Origin of the sequence: Heyndrickxia sp. FSL K6-6286, from assembly GCF_038630395.1 — a bacterium.
In the GTDB taxonomy this organism is placed as follows: Bacteria; Bacillota; Bacilli; order Bacillales; family Bacillaceae_C; genus Heyndrickxia; species Heyndrickxia oleronia.
This window is the reverse complement of record NZ_CP152029.1, coordinates 4,039,219-4,059,391: the sequence shown is the minus strand read 5'-3', so window position 1 is coordinate 4,059,391 and position 20,173 is coordinate 4,039,219. Positions and strand designations below refer to the sequence as shown.

Genomic DNA, 20,173 nt, shown 5'->3' with positions numbered 1-20,173 from the left:
TGGATGGAATTACGCCAAATCATTTATTTTATAGAAGTGGCTAAGCGGGAGCATGTAACGAGAGCGGCAGAAAATCTCCATGTTGCTCAGTCTGCCATTAGTCGTCAGATCGCATTACTTGAAAGTGAATTGGGCACCCCCCTGTTTGAAAGAGAAGGTCGCAATGTGAAATTAACACATATGGGGAAGGTGTTTTTGGAGCATGCCGAGAGAATTGTGATTGAAATGGATAAAGCGAAAGAAAGAGTGGAAGAGTTTTTAAATCCTGAAAAGGGAGTGATTCATCTAGGGTTTTCCTCCAGCTTGTCCGTGCATACCTTTACAAGGGTTTTTACTCAGTTTAGAGAGGAGCATCCGAATTTACATTTTCAATTACTTCAAGGGACGAAGAAATATTTAATGCAGAAAATTGAAAAGGGAGACATTGATATTGCGTTCATTGCTCCAGTGGTGACTGATCACCCAATTGTAAAGGGAGATACTTTTTTTACGGAGAAGCTGTTGCTGCTGCTGCCAGAAAATCATTATTTATGCTCGGAACCGATTGTTCGGATTGGCCAATTGGCAGGAGAACGATTTGTTACCTTTCGATCGGATTCATCGATTCGGCGGACGATCGATAAGGCATGCAATCAGGCGGGATTTGAACCGATTATTGCCTTTGAAGGCGAAGATATGGATACGATAAAGGGACTTGTTTCTGCAGGATTAGGAATTGGGATATTGCCAGAGCTTGCTTTCTCTTACAATTTGCCAAAGGATGTTCGCACTGTCGAAATCGAAGATCCTTCTTTTATTCGATCGGTAGGCGTTATCACCCCCAAAAAAAGAGAGCTTGCCCCTTCGGAAAAGCTCCTCTATGGATTTTTAAAATCCTTTTATGATCGACTGTATCGTTTTCAATTATAATTGGCTTTTGACGTCTTTCGATTTCCTCAATGATTTCTTTATAGATGGTTTGACCTTCAGCATTTAAATAAGGAAGAATTTGCTGAAAGGAATGATGAAAATGTTCAACTTCGGAATTATTCCAGTCGGTGATCGACATCATGGATAACTCGGTCATATCGCGAATAACGGTCATTTTACCTTCCTCCTAAAAGAGATATTATCTATAGGATGATACAATCATTGTTTGTTATTCATTTTATCTATACAATATTAAAGAAAGTGGACGTGTCTTCATAAGACACCAAGTGAACTAAAGAAAGGTGATTCAAATATGACGAATAAAGTGGCATTAGTTACAGGGAGTAGTCGTGGAGTTGGGAAAGCGATCGCGATTGCCCTTGCAAAAGAAGGATATGATATTGTCATCAATTATGCACGCAGTAAATCTGCTGCACTTGAAACCGTAGAGGAAGTTGAAAAGTTAGGCAGAAAGGCATTGCTAGTGAAAGCCAATGTTGGGGATGTTGCGAAAATTAAAAAGATGTTTGAAGAAATTCGTGAAACCTTTGGACGTCTTGATGTGTTTATTAACAATGCCGCTTCAGGTGTACTGCGCCCAGCGATGGAGCTTGAAGAGTCACATTGGGATTGGACAATGAATATTAATAGCAAGGCATTATTATTCTGTGCACAGGAAGCTGCCAAGCTAATGGAGGAAAATGGCGGAGGAAAAATCGTTAGCTTAAGCTCTCTTGGATCGATTCGTTATTTAGAGAATTACACGACCGTAGGGGTATCAAAAGCAGCGGTTGAAGCTTTAACAAGATATTTATCTGTGGAACTTGCAGCGAAAAACATCGTTGTGAATGCTGTTTCAGGTGGGGCGATTGACACTGAAGCATTAAAGCATTTTCCAAATCGTGCAGAATTGCTTGAAGATGCGCGTTTAAATACTCCGGCAGGACGAATGGTTGAAATCGATGATATGGTAAAAGTAGTGAAATTTTTAGTTTCCGATGATTCGTTTATGATTAGAGGACAAACGATCATTGTTGATGGCGGTCGTTCATTACTCGTATAATTTATTCGACTTTTTTTAAAAATTTTTCTCGAAAAAATGAGCATAACTCCCTCCACGTTTGGTTACATTAATGAGCGTGGAGGTGATAACAATGGCAAACCAAACAAACAAAACAACTTCTGGTACAAACGCTAGCCAAGTTAGACAACAAAACGCTCAATCTGCAAAAGGCGCTGCTGGACAAGGTCAATTCGGTACTGAGTTCGGAAGTGAAACAGATGCACAACAAGTAAGAAAACAAAACCAACAAGCTGAATCTCGTAAATCACAAAATGCTGGAAATTTTGGCCAACAATAAATAAAGTAATGAAAAGGGCATCCTAACTCGGGGATGTCCTTTTTAACTTTATGTGCCATTCGACAAAACGATAGGGATTATGACAGAACTAGTCAAAGGAATTTTTACATAAAAAAAGAAATAAATAGTTTAGAGAGAAGGGAAGGAAGGTATCTGTGAATGAAGGAATTTAATGAACTAATACAAGACCAAATGAAAACGATGGAACAATTGCTATACCTTCAAAATGAAATTGAACGCTGTCAGGAAATTGAACAGGAACTAAGCAAGCTTCAGGAAGAAACGAAAGTGGATCAAATAAAAAAGGAAATTAATGAGATGAAAAAAGAGCTGAATGAAATTCATAAAATATTTGAATCACAAACAGATGAGGTGATTCGAAAATATCAAGGCTTGAAAGAAGCCCCAGAAGAGGCTCTTACCTGAAGGTAGGGGTTTTTTCTATTGTTGTAGTTTTAACCAATAGTTATCTGCTTAACTCATCAGAACTAGCTGAATCCTAAAAAAACCGACATAATTTTATCGATGATAAATGCGATACATATAAGAGTCTTTTGTTTTAAATTTTCTTAAAAAACGTTATAATAATAGAATATTAATAAGGGATTTTTAGGAATTAGACAGAAAACAGATACTTTGATTTATTTGAACGGATACAAATTTTATAAAGAAAGTAGGGAGAAAAGGTATGGGCATTCCCATTGAAGGTGATACGATACAAATACATAGCTATAAACATAACGGATACATACATCGAATATGGGAAGAGACGACAGTATTAAAAGGATCGAAGTCCCTTGTGATTGGTGGGAATGATCGGACTATTGTAACGGAATCGGATGGTCGCACATGGATTACCCGTGAACCAGCTATTTGCTATTTTCATTCGGATCATTGGTTTAATATTATTGGAATGATTCGAGAGGATGGAATATACTATTACTGTAACCTAGGTTCACCATTTGTGTATGATAAAGAGGCGTTAAAATACATCGATTATGATCTAGATATTAAAGTCTTTCCTGATATGACTTATACGCTTTTAGATGAAGATGAGTATGAATACCATCGGAAACAAATGGGATATCCTGATGTCATTGACCATATTTTAAAGCGAAATGTGGACAACTTGGTAAGATGGATACGCCAAAGAAAAGGCCCATTTGCACCCGATTTTATTGATATTTGGTACGAACGCTATCTAACCTACCGTAGATGAAATCATCTAGCTACTAATTGCAAATCATTTATTTTAATTTAATAAAATCGATTAGTTACCTGTTGGTAGTTACAAGCCACAGGTTTTTTTCGTGAACCGGCAGCAGATAATAAGGTGAGCGGGGGGCGAGTGGGGGTCAGACCCCTAAACGTCGTTTCAAATAAAGAAAAGGTTTATAGCTCAAGCTTTTAACAAGTGGGGTCAGACCCCCAAGCGACATTTCCAGGAAAGACAAGGGTTCGTAGCTCTAGAGTTTAACAAAAGGGGTCAGACCCCCAAACGCAATTTCCAGTAAAGACAAGCTTTACTACCTCTAGGTTTTAATAAATGGGGTCAGACCCCCACAGCGAGATTTTTCAGAAAGGGAGGGGATTTTATGAGTAGTACAAAGAGATATATGAAGTTTGTTAAGCCGTATACGGGTCAGATTATTGGGACGTTGATTATTGGTTTGATAAAGTTTGCGATTCCGCTGCTTATTCCCGTTATTATTCAGTATGTGATTGATGATATTGTGACGAATCAGCATTTGTCAGTTGATGAGAAAACGTCGAAGCTTTTGATCACGATGTCGATTATGTTAGGTGTGTTTGTTGTTTTAAGGCCGCCGATTGAATTTTACAGACAGTATTTTGCTCAATGGACATCAAGCAAGATTTTATATGATATTCGGGATCGCTTATTTACGCATTTGCAGAAATTAAGCTTTAAATTTTACTCTAATACGCGTGCAGGGGAAGTAATCTCCAGAGTGATTAATGATGTCGAGCAGACAAAGGACTTTGTTATTACCGGCTTAATGAATGTATGGCTGGATGCGGCGACAATCATCATTGCGGTTTCGATTATGTTTACGATGGATGTTCCGCTAACCCTCGTTTCGCTCATTGTGTTTCCACTGTATGCGATATCGGTTAAATATTTCTTCGGCAATTTACGTAAATTTACAAGGGTTCGTTCCCAAGCACTTGCTGAAGTGCAAGGGTATTTACACGAGCGGGTGCAGGGGATGCCTGTTATTAAAAGCTTTGCTATTGAAGATACCGAGCAGGAACGCTTTCGCGTACATAATTCGAATTTTCTCGATAAAGCCTTGCAGCATACGCGATGGACAGCGAAGGCATTTTCTGTTGTTAACACATTGACAGATATTGCTCCATTAATTGTCATTGGTTTTGCAGGATACCAAGCGATCCATGGGAATTTATCGATTGGGACAATGGCAGCATTCATTGCATATATCGATCGTTTATATAGCCCACTACGTCGATTAGTGAACTCTGGTACGACATTAACGCAATCTATTGCTTCAATGGACCGCGTCTTTGAAATAATGGATGAAAAATATGATATCGATGATGCGCCAGATGCGATTGAATGTAAAAATGTTAAAGGGGATATTTCATTTGAGCATGTGAACTTTGCTTATAATGAAAAGGAATTATCTGTCCTTAAGGATATCCAATTACATGTTCGTGCCGGTGAAACGATCGCGTTAGTCGGGATGAGTGGTGGAGGTAAATCTTCATTAGTCAGTTTGATTCCCCGTTTCTATGACGTAACGAGTGGGAAAATCCTTTTAGATGGCACTGACATTCGCGATTTTAAAGTAAGAAGTCTTCGCGATAAAATTGGGATGGTCTTACAGGATAATATTTTATTCAGTGAATCAGTTCGATTGAATATTTTACTAGGTAAACCAGATGCGACAGAGGAAGAGATCATACAGGCAGCGAAAGCGGCAAATGCCCATGAGTTTATCATGAATCTTCCAGAAGGATATGACACAAAGGTTGGGGAAAGAGGGGTGAAGCTTTCCGGTGGTCAGAAGCAGCGGATTGCGATTGCTCGTGTATTTTTGAAAAACCCTCCTATATTAATTTTGGATGAAGCCACATCTGCACTGGATTTAGAAAGTGAGCATTTAATTCAGGAGGCATTGGAAAAACTGGCTAAGGATCGGACGACATTTATTGTTGCCCATCGGCTTTCCACTATTACCCATGCCGATCGCATTGTCCTCATAGAGCATGGGGAAATTGTTGAGATTGGCCCGCATGAAGAATTAATGGAAAAACAAGGGCATTATTTTAACCTATTCCAGGTACAACAATTAGATTCTTAATGTATACCTTCAAATAATGGTACAAAAAAAGGGAGGTTCTGCTGTTAGTCAACAGCTGAACCTCCCTTTCCTTCTATTCCTCAAACTCTTCTTGAATCGACACTTCATTATCCTCTTTATGATAATTTTTAAAGCTATCGATTAAAATGCTGAGATGCTTTAATTGTTCTTGGTAGTCCATCATGGCGGAGAGAAGTCTCATAAAATGATATGATTGATTATCACATTCATGTTTTTCATCTTCAATCTCTTTTATATAGAGCTTCATTAAATCCTCATGGTACGTATTTAAATTTTCTTCATCGTATAGATCATTTTGTTTTACTTTTCCAAGAAACTGGAATAATAATTTCTGGTGTTCATTTATTAAGAAATCCAGACGATCATGAAGCTGAATTTGGATTTCTTCAGGTAACTTGACGATATCATATTCATATCGATGCAGTAATTTTAGAATATCAAAGCAATCCTGTGATGCGGTCACCATCTGGCGATAAATAACCGTTTTTCTTTTCTTTTCAGGCGTGCTCTTTTTAAAATAACGTCTTTCCTCATTAAACAATGTATAAAACTGATTAACCTTTACTAAACGATCTCTAATCTTTTCAATTTCTATTTTCATTACATGATGTTCTGAATCATGGCTTAATATTAAGCGAATCAGTGTAAAAATATCTTCTGTTAAGTTAGACATGCGATGGAAGAGCTTTGTTTCATATTTTGGCGGTAAGAAAATTAAATTTACAATAAACGCCGAAAGAATTCCAATGAGAATCGTTGCAAAGCGCAACCATGCAAACTCGAGAAAATGCTCACCAGGTGATTCAAGGATAACAATCATGGTCACAAGTCCTAAGCTAATACTATTTTCAAGCTTTAGCCTCAACATAATCATAATCGTTATTAATGCTGCAAGCCCCACGATTATATAATTGTTTTCAAAAATTAAACCGAAGGCAACTGCAACAACAGCTCCGATGACATTCCCTTGTACCTGCTCCACAATCGATAAATAGGATCGATAAATGGTCGGTTTAATGGCGAAAATCGCAGCAATTCCTGCAAATACAGGGGAAGTCATTCCTACCAGCTTTGCAATATACAATGCCAAGACGATGGCAATTCCCGTTTTAAAAATGCGGGCACCTAGCTTCATATCAGTGATGATTCCTTTCGTAAATATCTTTTCATTAAGATAACATATTAATACCAAATTAGTAATATACAATGTCCTAGAAAGAATATCAAGAGAAAATTGTACGGAAGGAGGAAATCTTTTTTTAGAGGGGTGTTTAAAGTGAAAGGGGTCTGACCCCATCCTTTATGTGGTGTCAGACCCCTGAGAGAGATTAGTTGTTCAATTTTGAAAAAGCAATGTCAACTGCTTTGATTGTTTCCAGAATATCTTGCTCTGTATGTGCGGTCGTAATAAACCATGCTTCATATTTTGATGGAGCTAGATTAATGCCTTGCTCAAGCATGAGCTTGAAGAATTTTGCGAACATCTCACCATCGGTTGCTTCGGCTTGTTTATAGTTCTCAACCTTTTCAGTGGTGAAATAAATCGTTAAGGCACCTTTTAAACGGTTAATTGTAATCGGTGTTTGATGTTTTTGCGCCGCATCCAAAATACCTTTTTCAAGAATCGCCCCTAAGCGATCTAATTCATCATAGACGCCCTCTTGTTTTAATACTTCTAAACAAGCAATTCCCGCTAACATGGATGCAGGGTTACCAGCCATCGTTCCTGCTTGATACGCTGGTCCAAGCGGAGCCACCTTTTCCATAATTTCCTTTTTACCGCCATACGCACCAATTGGTAGTCCACCACCAATGATTTTACCCATAGCTGTTAAATCTGGCGTCACACCTAATAAATTTTGTGCCCCACCATACATGAAGCGGAAGGCTGTAATGACTTCATCATAAATGACAAGTGCTCCTGCCTCATGAGTTAATTCATTGACTTGCTCTAAAAATCCAGGCTTCGGCTCAACAATCCCAAAGTTGCCGACAATTGGTTCAACTAGTACGGCTGCAACTTCATTGCCCCATTTATTTAAGGCTTCCTTAAATGGCTCAATATCATTGAATGGAACTGTAATAACTTCCTTCGCAATATTTTTAGTCACACCTGCTGAATCGGGCATTCCTAATTGAGAAGGACCAGAGCCTGCCGCAACAAGCACTAAGTCAGAATGGCCATGATAACAGCCTTCAAATTTGATGATTTTATCACGTCCAGTGAAGGCACGAGCCACACGGATCGTTGTCATGACTGCCTCTGTTCCAGAGTTAACAAAGCGAACCTTATCGAGTGCAGGCATTGCCTCTTTTAGCATTTTGGCAAATTTCACTTCAAATGGAGTAGGCGTCCCGTATAATACCCCATTTTCAGCGGCTGTTTTGATTGCTTCTGTAATATGTGGGTGTGCATGACCGGTAATAATGGGTCCATATGCAGCGAGATAGTCAATATATTTATTATCATCGACATCCCAGAAATAAGCACCCTGTGCACGCTTCATCGCAACGGGTGAACCACCACCGACTGCTTTATACGAGCGGGAGGGACTATTTACGCCACCAACGATGTGCTCAAGTGCTTCTGTATGTAAACGTTCTGATTGTGAAAAGTTCATTTTTTTTCTTGCCTCCTAATTTCGATCCATCATATCTATTGTAGTACCTTCTTTTTGACGTGTCCAATCAGCATAAAGATTTCATATAAGGAAATGTGTCCGAGTAGAATAGAATGACAAGCTAAAATGTGAATGAAAAGCTGAGGAGACTTTGTATGATCTATGTACTGATGATAGCAGTAATTGTCTGCATAAGTATGAGCTTACGAACATTATTTTTCCCTTCGAAATTAAAGTATAAGCTTGTATCCTTTGAGAACTTTCTCTTTTTAGGATACACCTATAGTGTGATTATGATTGGATTTGGCTTGCTATTTATGCTGCTTGAACTAAAAGGATTTCACGTCATTGTCGAACAAGGTGCCTTATTTTCTGGAAGTTATGTTGAAAAACTAGGCTCAGCGATGTATTTGAGTGCGATTACTTTATTTTCCGTTGGCTATGGAGATATTGTCCCGGTTGGAATCGGAAGACTATTAGTCATCTTAGAGGCATTGATTGGCTATACGATACCTGCTGCTTTTGTCGTCAAATCCTTCATTGATTTTGAGCATAATAGTGAATGGAAGAAGTAAATGATTTGGATATCTCATCATTTTTAGGTAAGGTTGTAAGAAAGGAAGGGAATGAACTCCCGAAAAAATAGGAGGATTTATATGACTACACAAATAGGAAATAAAGCACCTGATTTTACTTTGAAAGCAAATAACGGCGAAACCGTTCGTTTATCTGATTTTATCGGGAAAAAACATGTCGTTCTTTATTTTTATCCAAAGGATATGACCCCTGGGTGTACAACAGAGGCATGTGATTTCCGTGATTATCATGAAAGCTTTGTCGATCTTGATGCCGTTATTTTAGGTGTCAGTCCTGACCCTGTTACCCAGCATCAAAAATTTATCGATAAGCATGGGCTTCCTTTTCTGTTATTAGAGGATAGTGATCATAAGGTAGCTGAGGACTATGATGTATGGAAGCTAAAGAAAAACTTCGGAAAAGAATATATGGGGATTGAACGATCCACATTTATTATTAATAAGGAAGGAATCCTTGTGAAGGAATGGAGAAAGGTGAAAGTGGCAGGACATGTGGAGGATGCCCTTTCGTATATTAAGACTGAGCTAGCATAATTGGGTCAGCCTATTTTGCTTGTTAAAGGCTACTGTCCATTCAAAGCAGTCGAATTTACATACCTTATATTAGGGCATACCTCCTCAGAAAAAATAGATCTTGGACCGAGTGATTCGGTCCTTTTTTCTTGCTCTGTAAGAGGGAGAAATAATTATGATATGATAAAAATAAAAGCTCTTTTCGCCTATTGAAAAAGAGTGAAATCAAGGGGTGGATGGAATGAAGTGTGTATTTACCTTTGAACCGTTAGAACAATTGAAAACTGATTTAGTTGCCTCGTTTCCAGCTGTTCAGTTCTGCTTTTATGAGAACGTGACACTTGCGGAGCAGGAAATGAAAAGCGCAGAAATCATTGTTACCTATGGTGAGGACTTAGTGGATGAGCATATTTACCAAGCAGAGAAGTTAAAATGGATTATGGTCACCTCAGCAGGATTAGAGAGAATGCCGTTAAAAGCGATTAAAGAAAAAAATATTTTAGTGACAAATGCACGTGGAATTCACAAAATACCAATGGCGGAGTTTACATTAGGGATCATTCTCAGCCACGCAAAGGGATTTCAACGATTATGGGACAATCAAAAGGAAGCTGTTTGGGATAAGCAAACCCCATTAACAGAGATCCATGAACAATCGTTGCTAATTGTTGGTGCTGGTGCCATTGGTCAAGAAATTGCTCGCTTGGCAAAACCGTTTGGGATGAAGATTATTGGTGTGAATAGTCGTGGGAATGCGATAGATCATTTTGATGAGATGTACACATTAGAAACGATCCACTCTATTCTTGGTAGCGTCGATTACATCGTTTCGATATTACCAAGCACGGAAGAAACAATTCATTTTTATCAGCCAAGCGATTTCGAAAGCATGAAGCAATCTGCTGTATTTATCAATATTGGTCGGGGAGATGTCGTCCAAGAAGAGGTATTAATGACGGCCTTGAACAATCAAGAAATAAGCCATGCCTATTTAGATGTATTTGAGGTGGAACCATTACCTAAGAGTCACCCATTTTGGAAAATGAATAATGTGACAGTTACCCCACATATCTCAAGTACAACCGTGAATTATTTACCGCGCGCATTAGAAATATTTCGAAAAAATTTACATACATATATGAATAACGACCATGATTTTATTAATGTTATCGATCCGGAAAGGGGATACTAAAATGAGGATTTACACGAAATCTGGTGATAAAGGTACGACATCCCTTGTCTATGGACAGCGAATTCCGAAAAATGATATCCGGGTGGAAGCATACGGAACCTGTGATGAAGCCAATTCGATGATTGGCCTTGCCATCAGTCATTTGAAACATGCCACTTTCCCTGGCAAGGATGAAGTAATCGAAGTATTTCACAAGGTTCAAACGGCGATTTTTCATGTCGGGGCAGAGCTTGCTACGCCAGAGGGAAAAGAAGTGAAATGGAAGTTAAAGGATGAAGATATTCAAGAATTAGAGCATACTATAGATAAATGGGATGCAAGTCTCGATCCATTAAAGAACTTTATCCTTCCGGGTGGACATCCAGCCGGTGCCGCCATGCATTGTGCACGTACGATCGTCAGAAGAGCAGAAAGATGTGCGGTTGAAATAGAACGGACGAATCCTCTAGTATTGGCTTATTTAAATCGCCTTTCCGACTTATTATTTGTTGCGGCAAGATATATAAATAATGGTTTAGGAGAGGAAGAAATGACTCTACATCAAGGGTTATAACAATTGAATGGATTGACAAAAATGCTTGTTCCTTAGTAAACTAATTATAAACATTTTAAAATAAGAATGTCTCCTTTTTGATAGTTGATGGCTTTTTGGAAAGGTATTTATTCTCATTCATTTTTTCTTTCATAAAACCAACTATTAAAAGGACTGTCAGTTAACTGTACAATTCTAAACCGTTTTGAATGGTTTCATATGACTTAATTACTATTAGAAAAGAGGTGCATGACGGTGTCTGAACATCAAATCAAAGAAGCAATTGAAACTTTGAAAGAAACTGGAGTTCGTATCACGCCTCAACGTCATGCGATATTGGAGTATTTAATACAATCCATGTCACATCCTACAGCCGATGACATTTATAAAGCACTCGAAGGAAAATTTCCAAATATGAGTGTGGCTACCGTATACAATAATTTACGTGTATTCCGTGAAGTTGGTCTTGTAAAGGAACTAACATATGGGGATGCATCCAGTCGCTTTGATTTTGTCACAACTAGTCACTATCATATTATTTGTGAAGATTGCGGAAAAATCGTTGACTTCCATTATCCTGGACTAGACGAGGTAGAGCAGCTTGCATCACATGTCACTGGTTTTAAGGTGAGTCATCATCGCATGGAAATCTACGGCACGTGCCCAGAATGCTCGAAAAAAGAAGTACATTAAAAAAGAATTGTTCGATGGATCATCGAACAATTCTTTTTTAGTTTGATTGGTTCTTTTGTGGTTTTTTACGATTGTAATTTTCATCAAAATCTTTGCCTTCTAGATTAGGATCCAAAGTGAGCGGTTCGCGGCAGTGCATACACATATCCACTCGACCGAGAATTTTAGTCGGTTTATTGCAGTTTGGACAAACCACTTGTACCGCTTTCGTTGATAACATACCTATCCAGAAGTATACGACAGTGCTGGCAATAATACTTAATAAACCTAAAACCATGAAAATCGTCATGACGATTGGATGCGTTCGGAAAAAGATTCCAAAGTACATAATAATAAATCCGACGAATATGAGACTTAACGCAAATGTGCGTATCTTATTGATTTTATTTGAATATTTTTTAGCCATGGTCGAACCTCCTAGATGTAATATACCATAAAAGCGGTAAAAGTGGACATAAGGCTCAAAGGTGTTTGTGACGATCTGAAAAACAACTTTTCAATTAGCAGGAAATTTATTATCATTGTCGAAGTAATATTCTTATCTAGAAACTTTGGAGGAATTTAATTATGGAGGATATCCTTCGCCCCATTTATCAAGAACGGGCAAGTCAAACCAATACCTTATCCGTACTTATTATAGAAAAAAGGCAAAATGAATGTACAGTCACAGATACATTCGATGCGATTTTATTAATGATTGTAAAAGAGGCAGAAACTCCTGTATTTATAAAGCACTATATTTATGAACAAAAAAAGGCTGCTCTTCATATTGTAAGAGAGGATCAATTGAAAGAGTGGTTACTATTAGGATCCAATCGAAAAATTGTTGAATGGATCACGCATGGAAAAGTATTATTTGATCGAAATGAATATATGGCCAACCTAAAGGGTGAACTAAGAGACTTTCCTTTTTCAGAAAGAAAATTAAAAGCGGGCTTAGAATTTGCGAAGCTTATTCGTAGATATATTGATGGCAAAGCCTTCTTTGACAATGATCAATATCTTGATGCCTACAATCATGTCGTTCATGCCCTACATCATTTGGCGAGACTTGCGGTAATCGAAAACGGATTTCATCCGGAAATAACCGTATGGAACCAGGTGAAGCAAATTGAACCAGAAATCTTTAAGCTCTATGAAGAATTAATTACAAGTGATGAATCAATTGAAAAAAGACTAGAGCTCCTATTCTTAGCCAGTGAGTTTTTAATTCACTCTAGAACGAAGGTTTATGCCTCACATTTACTTGCGGTCATGCAAGAAAAGGAACGCTGGACCATTAATGAATTGCTCTGCAATCCTGACTTAGAAAATTACGGGGTGGATCTAGGTATTTTACTAGAGTTTCTAACGGAGAAACATTTTATTAATGAAATAAAGGTAGAAACGAAGGGACCACGTATTTATCATCGCTATTATGAGGTCGGAAAAAAATTATCGTAAAATATTAAAAAAGTTGTTGACGAGAAGTGAAATACTTGTTATATTAATAAGCGTCGCTGCTAAACAACAAAACTTAGCAGTGACGAAAAAAACAAAAAAAGTTATTGACAAAAAATAAATAACTTGATATGATAATAAAGTCGCTGTTGAGAAAACAGTGAGAGATTGATCTTTGAAAACTGAACAAAACGAAACGTCAATGAATTACTTTTATTTATAAAGAGCTATATCAAACATCTTTTTGGAGAGTTTGATCCTGGCTCAGGACGAACGCTGGCGGCGTGCCTAATACATGCAAGTCGAGCGAACTTGATGGGAGCTTGCTCCCTGAGAGTTAGCGGCGGACGGGTGAGTAACACGTGGGTAACCTGCCTGTAAGACTGGGATAACTCCGGGAAACCGGGGCTAATACCGGATAACTTTTTTCTTCGCATGAGGGAGAATTGAAAGATGGCCTCGGCTATCACTTACAGATGGACCCGCGGCGCATTAGCTAGTTGGTGAGGTAACGGCTCACCAAGGCGACGATGCGTAGCCGACTTGAGAGGGTGATCGGCCACACTGGGACTGAGACACGGCCCAGACTCCTACGGGAGGCAGCAGTAGGGAATCTTCCGCAATGGACGAAAGTCTGACGGAGCAACGCCGCGTGAGTGATGAAGGTTTTCGGATCGTAAAACTCTGTTGTTAGGGAAGAACAAGTATCGTTCGAATAGGGCGGTACCTTGACGGTACCTAACCAGAAAGCCACGGCTAACTACGTGCCAGCAGCCGCGGTAATACGTAGGTGGCAAGCGTTGTCCGGAATTATTGGGCGTAAAGCGCGCGCAGGCGGTTTCTTAAGTCTGATGTGAAATCTTGCGGCTCAACCGCAAGCGGCCATTGGAAACTGGGAGACTTGAGTGCAGAAGAGGAGAGTGGAATTCCACGTGTAGCGGTGAAATGCGTAGAGATGTGGAGGAACACCAGTGGCGAAGGCGACTCTCTGGTCTGTAACTGACGCTGAGGCGCGAAAGCGTGGGGAGCGAACAGGATTAGATACCCTGGTAGTCCACGCCGTAAACGATGAGTGCTAAGTGTTAGAGGGTTTCCGCCCTTTAGTGCTGCAGCTAACGCATTAAGCACTCCGCCTGGGGAGTACGGCCGCAAGGCTGAAACTCAAAGGAATTGACGGGGGCCCGCACAAGCGGTGGAGCATGTGGTTTAATTCGAAGCAACGCGAAGAACCTTACCAGGTCTTGACATCCTCTTGACCTCCCTAGAGATAGGGATTTCCCTTCGGGGACAGGAGTGACAGGTGGTGCATGGTTGTCGTCAGCTCGTGTCGTGAGATGTTGGGTTAAGTCCCGCAACGAGCGCAACCCTTGACCTTAGTTGCCAGCATTCAGTTGGGCACTCTAAGGTGACTGCCGGTGACAAACCGGAGGAAGGTGGGGATGACGTCAAATCATCATGCCCCTTATGACCTGGGCTACACACGTGCTACAATGGATGGTACAAAGGGCTGCAAGACCGCGAGGTTTAGCCAATCCCATAAAACCATTCTCAGTTCGGATTGTAGGCTGCAACTCGCCTACATGAAGCCGGAATCGCTAGTAATCGCGGATCAGCATGCCGCGGTGAATACGTTCCCGGGCCTTGTACACACCGCCCGTCACACCACGAGAGTTTGTAACACCCGAAGTCGGTGAGGTAACCTTTTGGAGCCAGCCGCCGAAGGTGGGACAGATGATTGGGGTGAAGTCGTAACAAGGTAGCCGTATCGGAAGGTGCGGCTGGATCACCTCCTTTCTAAGGAATATGGAAAACCACTTACGTGGTTCAGACGTCTTCTGTTTTGTTCAGTTTTGAAAGGTTAATCCTTTCAGTTTAATAGAGGTGAATTAGAAGCGAGAAGGTCGAGGAAGCAAGCGAACGAGCACCGGAACGTATAAACATACGTGAGGATGTGAGTGAGTGCGCTGACGAAGAGATTCGAAGCTTATCATTCGCCGGATTGTTCCTTGAAAACTAGATAATATTAAGAAGTAACCAAGTAATAACCGAGAATCGCCACTTTATGGATGAATCCATTAAGTAGTTTTAAATAACCTTTTAGGTTAAGTTAGTAAGGGCGCACGGTGAATGCCTTGGCACTAGGAGCCGATGAAGGACGGGACTAACACCGATATGCTTCGGGGAGCTGTAAGCGAGCTTTGATCCGGAGATTTCCGAATGGGGGAACCCACTGCCCGTAATGGGGTAGTATCCTTACTTGAATACATAGAGTAAGGAAGGCAGACCCGGGGAACTGAAACATCTAAGTACCCGGAGGAAGAGAAAGCAATTGCGATTTCCTGAGTAGCGGCGAGCGAAACGGAAGAAGCCCAAACCAAGAGGCTTGCCTCTTGGGGTTGTAGGACACTCTATACGGAGTTACAAAGGAACGGAGTAAATGAAGAGGTCTGGAAAGGCCCGTCAAAGAAGGTAACAACCCTGTAGTTGAAACTTCGTTCCCTCCAGAGTGGATCCTGAGTACGGCGGGACACGTGAAATCCCGTCGGAAGCAGGGAGGACCATCTCCCAAGGCTAAATACTCCCTAGTGACCGATAGTGAACCAGTACCGTGAGGGAAAGGTGAAAAGCACCCCGGAAGGGGAGTGAAAGAGAACCTGAAACCGTGTGCCTACAAGTAGTTAGAGCTCTATGCTTTATGCAGAGTGATAGCGTGCCTTTTGTAGAATGAACCGGCGAGTTACGATTTCATGCAAGGTTAAGCTGAAGAGGCGGAGCCGCAGCGAAAGCGAGTCTGAATAGGGCGATAGAGTATGAGGTCGTAGACCCGAAACCAGGTGATCTACCCATGTCCAGGGTGAAGGTAAGGTAACACTTACTGGAGGCCCGAACCCACGCACGTTGAAAAGTGCGGGGATGAGGTGTGGGTAGCGGAGAAATTCCAATCGAACTTGGAGATAGCTGGTTCTCTCCGAAATAGCTTTAGGGCTAGCCTTAAGGTAAGAGTCTTGGAGGTAGAGCACTGTTTGGACTAGGGGCCCTCATCGGGTTACCGAATTCAGACAAACTCCGAATGCCAATGACTTATCCTTAGGAGTCAGACTGCGAGTGATAAGATCCGTAGTCAAGAGGGAAACAGCCCAGACCACCAGCTAAGGTCCCAAAGTATACGTTAAGTGGAAAAGGATGTGGAGTTGCTTAGACAACCAGGATGTTGGCTTAGAAGCAGCCACCATTTAAAGAGTGCGTAATAGCTCACTGGTCGAGTGACTCTGCGCCGAAAATGTACCGGGGCTAAACGTATCACCGAAGCTGTGGATGGACACCTTGTGGTGTCCGTGGTAGGAGAGCGTTCTAAGGGCTGCGAAGCTAGACCGTAAGGACTGGTGGAGCGCTTAGAAGTGAGAATGCCGGTATGAGTAGCGAAAGAAGGGTGAGAATCCCTTCCACCGAATGCCTAAGGTTTCCTGAGGAAGGCTCGTCCGCTCAGGGTTAGTCGGGACCTAAGCCGAGGCCGAAAGGCGTAGGCGATGGACAACAGGTTGATATTCCTGTACCACCTCTTCACCGTTTGAACGATGGGGGGACGCAGGAGGATAGGGTAAGCGCACTGCTGGAATAGTGCGTCCAAGCAGTTAGAGGGGTGACGAGGCAAATCCCGTCACCATGTACCTTGAGCTGTGATGGCGAGGGAAATTTAGTACCGAAGTTCCTGATTCCACACTGCCTAGAAAATCCTCTAGTGAGGTGAAAGGTGCCCGTACCGCAAACCGACACAGGTAGGCGAGGAGAGAATCCTAAGGTGAGCGAGAGAACTCTCGTTAAGGAACTCGGCAAAATGACCCCGTAACTTCGGGAGAAGGGGTGCTCTGTTAGGGTGCAAGCCCGAGAGAGCCGCAGTGAATAGGCCCAGGCGACTGTTTAGCAAAAACACAGGTCTCTGCGAAGCCGTAAGGCGAAGTATAGGGGCTGACGCCTGCCCGGTGCTGGAAGGTTAAGAGGAGAGGTTAGTCGCAAGACGAAGCTTTGAATTGAAGCCCCAGTAAACGGCGGCCGTAACTATAACGGTCCTAAGGTAGCGAAATTCCTTGTCAGGTAAGTTCTGACCCGCACGAAAGGCGCAACGATCTGGGCACTGTCTCAACGAGAGACTCGGTGAAATTATAGTACCTGTGAAGATGCAGGTTACCCGCGACAGGACGGAAAGACCCCGTGGAGCTTTACTGCAGCTTGATATTGAATTTTGGTACAGCTTGTACAGGATAGGTAGGAGCCTTTGAAACCGGAGCGCCAGCTTCGGTGGAGGCATCGGTGGGATACTACCCTGGCTGTATTGAAATTCTAACCCGCACCCCTGAATCGGGGTGGGAGACAGTGTCAGGCAGGCAGTTTGACTGGGGCGGTCGCCTCCTAAAAGGTAACGGAGGCGCCCAAAGGTTCCCTCAGAATGGTTGGAAATCATTCGCAGAGTGTAAAGGCACAAGGGAGCTTGACTGCGAGACCTACAAGTCGAGCAGGGACGAAAGTCGGGCTTAGTGATCCGGTGGTTCCGCATGGAAGGGCCATCGCTCAACGGATAAAAGCTACCCCGGGGATAACAGGCTTATCTCCCCCAAGAGTCCACATCGACGGGGAGGTTTGGCACCTCGATGTCGGCTCATCGCATCCTGGGGCTGTAGTCGGTCCCAAGGGTTGGGCTGTTCGCCCATTAAAGCGGTACGCGAGCTGGGTTCAGAACGTCGTGAGACAGTTCGGTCCCTATCCGTCGTGGGCGTAGGAAATTTGAGAGGAGCTGTCCTTAGTACGAGAGGACCGGGATGGACGCACCGCTGGTGTACCAGTTGTCTTGCCAAAGGCATCGCTGGGTAGCTATGTGCGGAAGGGATAAGTGCTGAAAGCATCTAAGCATGAAGCCCCCCTCAAGATGAGATTTCCCTTAGTTTATCTAAATAAGATCCCTGAAAGATGATCAGGTTGATAGGTTCGAGGTGGAAGTGTGGCGACACATGGAGCTGACGAATACTAATAGATCGAAGACTTAACCAAATAGATTTAAGGTTATGAACCGTTACTTCTTGATATATCTAGTTTTGAGGGAATAAATTAAAAATTTCTCTTGAAATTTGGTTAAAAATCATTATAATTAATAATGTCTTAATCAAATACTGCTTAGGCAGTAAGAATTACATATCCGGTAACTATGGCGAGAAGGTCACACCCGTTCCCATCCCGAACACGGAAGTTAAGCTTCTCAGCGCCGATGGTAGTTGGGGGCTCTCCCCCTGCAAGAGTAGGACGTTGCCGGGTTACTTATTCCGCAGTAGCTCAGTGGTAGAGCTATCGGCTGTTAACCGATCGGTCGTAGGTTCGAATCCTACCTGCGGAGCCATAAGGAGAGCTGTCCGAGTGGCCGAAGGAGCACGATTGGAAATCGTGTAGACGGTTAAGAGCTGTCTCAAGGGTTCAAATCCCTTGCTCTCCGCCATAATTAACTTTGGCCCGTTGGTCAAGCGGTTAAGACACCGCCCTTTCACGGCGGTAACACGGGTTCGAATCCCGTACGGGTCACCATTTAATTATATTACAAATATTGGAGGATTAGCTCAGCTGGGAGAGCACCTGCCTTACAAGCAGGGGGTCGGCGGTTCGATCCCGTCATCCTCCACCATATTATTATCGCGGGGTGGAGCAACGAGCGTTACTTCTATGAATTAACAGCGAGTTGTACCGATTGAGAGGCTACTTGAATAAGCATTCTGAAATCGGGACAGTCCAAAGATATACATGATTGGTCTTATAAAGGTTTTATTATTATCGTCGCGGGGTGGAGCAGTCTGGTAGCTCGTCGGGCTCATAACCCGAAGGTCGCAGGTTCAAATCCTGCCTCCGCAATTAATGAAAATACTTTCAAGTACTCTTGAAAATATTTGGTCCGGTAGTTCAGTTGGTTAGAATGCCTGCCTGTCACGCAGGAGGTCGCGGGTTCGAGTCCCGTCCGGACCGCCATTATACATAAGAATATGTAAAGGCTCGGTAGCTCAGTCGGTAGAGCAATGGACTGAAAATCCATGTGTCGGCGGTTCGATTCCGTCCCGAGCCACCATTCTTTTGCCGGCCTAGCTCAATTGGTAGAGCAACTGACTTGTAATCAGTAGGTTGGGGGTTCAAGTCCTCTGGCCGGCACCATTTTTTATTTTGTGGAGGGGTAGCGAAGTGGCTAAACGCGGCGGACTGTAAATCCGCTCCCTCCGGGTTCGGCGGTTCGAATCCGTCCCCCTCCACCATTTAAAAAACAGGGGCATAGTTTAAAGGTAGAACTAAGGTCTCCAAAACCTTCAGTGTGGGTTCGATTCCTACTGCCCCTGCCATGGCGGATGTGGCGAAGTGGTTAACGCATCGGATTGTGGTTCCGACATTCGTGGGTTCGATTCCCATCATCCGCCCCATTACTTTATAAATAATTAAAATTTTAAATAGTATTAATGGGCTATAGCCAAGTGGTAAGGCAACGGACTTTGACTCCGTCACTCGTTGGTTCGAATCCAGCTAGCCCAGTACGCGGAAGTAGTTCAGTGGTAGAACACCACCTTGCCAAGGTGGGGGTCGCGGGTTCGAATCCCGTCTTCCGCTCCAAGTATGGCGGCATAGCCAAGTGGTAAGGCAGAGGTCTGCAAAACCTTTACCACCGGTTCGAATCCGGTTGCCGCCTCCATATTATGCCGGTGTGGCGGAATTGGCAGACGCGCACGACTCAAAATCGTGTTCCTTCGGGAGTACCAGTTCGACCCTGGTCACCGGTATCAAAATACACGGTACAATTCCCGTGATATCAACGTTCTCTACCTCGTTAGGGAGCGTTTTTTGTTTGTCCGATTTACACGACCCCTCGCAAAATATCGTGCGCGGCGAATCGTGTGCGTAGGTATCGCTTATACATTTTCGAAAAGGAGCGAT

At 42.4% G+C, this 20,173-nt stretch carries 16 protein-coding genes, 15 tRNA genes and 3 rRNA genes; 30 read left to right on the top strand and 4 right to left on the bottom strand.

Features of this window, described 5'->3' with window-relative positions; genetic code table 11:
* Nucleotides 1–3 precede the first annotated feature (3 nt).
* Nucleotides 4–909 (top strand): LysR family transcriptional regulator, encoded by a 906-nt coding sequence (locus MHI39_RS20505; protein ID WP_071975365.1) that lies wholly within the window; start codon nucleotides 4–6, stop codon nucleotides 907–909.
* Here the strand turns inward: MHI39_RS20505 and MHI39_RS20500 are convergent.
* Entirely contained in the window at nucleotides 815–1,084 is a 270-nt protein-coding gene (locus MHI39_RS20500; RefSeq protein ID WP_342540083.1) for a hypothetical protein, read from the bottom strand. The two genes, MHI39_RS20505 and MHI39_RS20500, sit on opposite strands and share 95 nt — an antisense overlap.
* A 138-nt stretch (nucleotides 1,085–1,222) precedes the next feature.
* Here MHI39_RS20500 and fabL point away from each other — a divergent pair, with 138 nt between their 5' ends.
* From fabL to MHI39_RS20475, 5 genes are all read left to right on the top strand, one after another.
* A complete protein-coding gene (fabL, locus tag MHI39_RS20495) occupies nucleotides 1,223–1,972 on the top strand; it encodes an enoyl-[acyl-carrier-protein] reductase FabL (RefSeq protein ID WP_058005664.1) in 750 nt (249 codons plus the stop codon).
* A 91-nt stretch (nucleotides 1,973–2,063) separates the two neighbouring features.
* The gene (locus tag MHI39_RS20490; protein WP_342540082.1) at nucleotides 2,064–2,270 is read left to right on the top strand and encodes a gamma-type small acid-soluble spore protein; all 207 of its coding nucleotides are present in this window, start codon (nucleotides 2,064–2,066) and stop codon (nucleotides 2,268–2,270) included.
* Between the two features lie 159 nt (nucleotides 2,271–2,429).
* Entirely contained in the window at nucleotides 2,430–2,696 is a 267-nt protein-coding gene (locus MHI39_RS20485; RefSeq protein ID WP_342540081.1) for a YgaB family protein, read from the top strand.
* A 262-nt stretch (nucleotides 2,697–2,958) separates the two neighbouring features.
* The gene (locus MHI39_RS20480) at nucleotides 2,959–3,489 is read left to right on the top strand and encodes a DUF402 domain-containing protein (RefSeq protein ID WP_058005661.1); all 531 of its coding nucleotides are present in this window, start codon (nucleotides 2,959–2,961) and stop codon (nucleotides 3,487–3,489) included.
* Nucleotides 3,490–3,865: 376 nt separating this feature from the next.
* Complete coding sequence (locus MHI39_RS20475) at nucleotides 3,866–5,614, top strand: ABC transporter ATP-binding protein (protein ID WP_342540080.1); 1,749 nt, start codon at nucleotides 3,866–3,868, stop codon at nucleotides 5,612–5,614.
* A gap of 73 nt (nucleotides 5,615–5,687) precedes the next feature.
* Here the strand turns inward: MHI39_RS20475 and MHI39_RS20470 are convergent, their stop codons facing one another.
* On the bottom strand, nucleotides 5,688–6,770 hold the full coding sequence (locus MHI39_RS20470; protein WP_212944405.1) for an aromatic acid exporter family protein: 1,083 nt from the start codon (nucleotides 6,768–6,770) through the stop codon (nucleotides 5,688–5,690).
* 193 nt (nucleotides 6,771–6,963) lie between these two features.
* The gene (locus tag MHI39_RS20465; protein ID WP_071975356.1) at nucleotides 6,964–8,256 is read right to left on the bottom strand and encodes a glutamate-1-semialdehyde 2,1-aminomutase; all 1,293 of its coding nucleotides are present in this window, start codon (nucleotides 8,254–8,256) and stop codon (nucleotides 6,964–6,966) included.
* A gap of 155 nt (nucleotides 8,257–8,411) precedes the next feature.
* Between MHI39_RS20465 and MHI39_RS20460 the strand changes: the two genes are divergently transcribed.
* The 5 genes from MHI39_RS20460 (at nucleotide 8,412) to perR (ending at nucleotide 11,782) form a co-directional block, all read left to right on the top strand.
* Nucleotides 8,412–8,831 (top strand): potassium channel family protein, encoded by a 420-nt coding sequence (locus tag MHI39_RS20460; protein ID WP_251340443.1) that lies wholly within the window; start codon nucleotides 8,412–8,414, stop codon nucleotides 8,829–8,831.
* A gap of 81 nt (nucleotides 8,832–8,912) precedes the next feature.
* Nucleotides 8,913–9,386: a thioredoxin-dependent thiol peroxidase gene (bcp, locus tag MHI39_RS20455; protein WP_342540079.1), complete on the top strand. Its 474-nt coding sequence runs from the start codon at nucleotides 8,913–8,915 to the stop codon at nucleotides 9,384–9,386.
* A gap of 220 nt (nucleotides 9,387–9,606) precedes the next feature.
* Entirely contained in the window at nucleotides 9,607–10,557 is a 951-nt protein-coding gene (locus MHI39_RS20450; RefSeq protein ID WP_342540078.1) for a D-2-hydroxyacid dehydrogenase, read from the top strand.
* Nucleotide 10,558: 1 nt separating this feature from the next.
* A complete protein-coding gene (locus MHI39_RS20445; protein WP_342540077.1) occupies nucleotides 10,559–11,110 on the top strand; it encodes a cob(I)yrinic acid a,c-diamide adenosyltransferase in 552 nt (183 codons plus the stop codon).
* Nucleotides 11,111–11,344: 234 nt separating this feature from the next.
* Complete coding sequence (perR, locus tag MHI39_RS20440; RefSeq protein ID WP_139254824.1) at nucleotides 11,345–11,782, top strand: peroxide-responsive transcriptional repressor PerR; 438 nt, start codon at nucleotides 11,345–11,347, stop codon at nucleotides 11,780–11,782.
* A 37-nt stretch (nucleotides 11,783–11,819) separates the two neighbouring features.
* Here the strand turns inward: perR and MHI39_RS20435 are convergent, their stop codons facing one another.
* Nucleotides 11,820–12,188 carry a YgzB family protein gene (locus MHI39_RS20435; RefSeq protein ID WP_071975347.1) on the bottom strand — a complete coding sequence of 123 codons (369 nt, stop codon included), beginning with the start codon at nucleotides 12,186–12,188 and terminating at the stop codon, nucleotides 11,820–11,822.
* A gap of 161 nt (nucleotides 12,189–12,349) precedes the next feature.
* On the opposite strand from MHI39_RS20435, the gene MHI39_RS20430 reads away from it, so the two are divergent.
* The 19 genes from MHI39_RS20430 (at nucleotide 12,350) to MHI39_RS20340 (ending at nucleotide 20,019) form a co-directional block, all read left to right on the top strand.
* Nucleotides 12,350–13,225 (top strand): nucleotidyltransferase-like protein, encoded by an 876-nt coding sequence (locus MHI39_RS20430; RefSeq protein ID WP_212944409.1) that lies wholly within the window; start codon nucleotides 12,350–12,352, stop codon nucleotides 13,223–13,225.
* 238 nt (nucleotides 13,226–13,463) lie between these two features.
* Nucleotides 13,464–15,016 (top strand): 16S ribosomal RNA (locus MHI39_RS20425).
* 306 nt (nucleotides 15,017–15,322) lie between these two features.
* A 23S ribosomal RNA gene (locus tag MHI39_RS20420) occupies nucleotides 15,323–18,265 on the top strand.
* 144 nt (nucleotides 18,266–18,409) lie between these two features.
* Nucleotides 18,410–18,526: ribosomal RNA gene (gene rrf / locus MHI39_RS20415) — 5S ribosomal RNA — on the top strand.
* Together the 16S, 23S and 5S rRNA genes with 15 tRNA genes alongside form the textbook arrangement of a ribosomal RNA operon.
* A gap of 7 nt (nucleotides 18,527–18,533) precedes the next feature.
* A tRNA-Asn gene (locus tag MHI39_RS20410) sits at nucleotides 18,534–18,608 on the top strand.
* Between the two features lie 3 nt (nucleotides 18,609–18,611).
* Nucleotides 18,612–18,704 (top strand) — tRNA-Ser (locus tag MHI39_RS20405).
* 11 nt (nucleotides 18,705–18,715) lie between these two features.
* Nucleotides 18,716–18,790 (top strand) — tRNA-Glu (locus tag MHI39_RS20400).
* A 21-nt stretch (nucleotides 18,791–18,811) separates the two neighbouring features.
* Nucleotides 18,812–18,887 (top strand) — tRNA-Val (locus MHI39_RS20395).
* 150 nt (nucleotides 18,888–19,037) lie between these two features.
* Nucleotides 19,038–19,111, top strand: a tRNA-Met gene (locus tag MHI39_RS20390).
* 37 nt (nucleotides 19,112–19,148) lie between these two features.
* Nucleotides 19,149–19,225, top strand: a tRNA-Asp gene (locus MHI39_RS20385).
* Nucleotides 19,226–19,246: 21 nt separating this feature from the next.
* Nucleotides 19,247–19,322, top strand: a tRNA-Phe gene (locus tag MHI39_RS20380).
* Nucleotides 19,323–19,329: 7 nt separating this feature from the next.
* A tRNA-Thr gene (locus tag MHI39_RS20375) sits at nucleotides 19,330–19,405 on the top strand.
* Nucleotides 19,406–19,418: 13 nt separating this feature from the next.
* Nucleotides 19,419–19,503, top strand: a tRNA-Tyr gene (locus MHI39_RS20370).
* 10 nt (nucleotides 19,504–19,513) lie between these two features.
* Nucleotides 19,514–19,587 (top strand) — tRNA-Trp (locus tag MHI39_RS20365).
* A gap of 2 nt (nucleotides 19,588–19,589) precedes the next feature.
* Nucleotides 19,590–19,665 (top strand) — tRNA-His (locus MHI39_RS20360).
* 37 nt (nucleotides 19,666–19,702) lie between these two features.
* Nucleotides 19,703–19,774 (top strand) — tRNA-Gln (locus MHI39_RS20355).
* Nucleotides 19,775–19,777: 3 nt separating this feature from the next.
* Nucleotides 19,778–19,852, top strand: a tRNA-Gly gene (locus tag MHI39_RS20350).
* 5 nt (nucleotides 19,853–19,857) lie between these two features.
* Nucleotides 19,858–19,931, top strand: a tRNA-Cys gene (locus MHI39_RS20345).
* 6 nt (nucleotides 19,932–19,937) lie between these two features.
* A tRNA-Leu gene (locus MHI39_RS20340) sits at nucleotides 19,938–20,019 on the top strand.
* Nucleotides 20,020–20,173 lie beyond the last annotated feature (154 nt).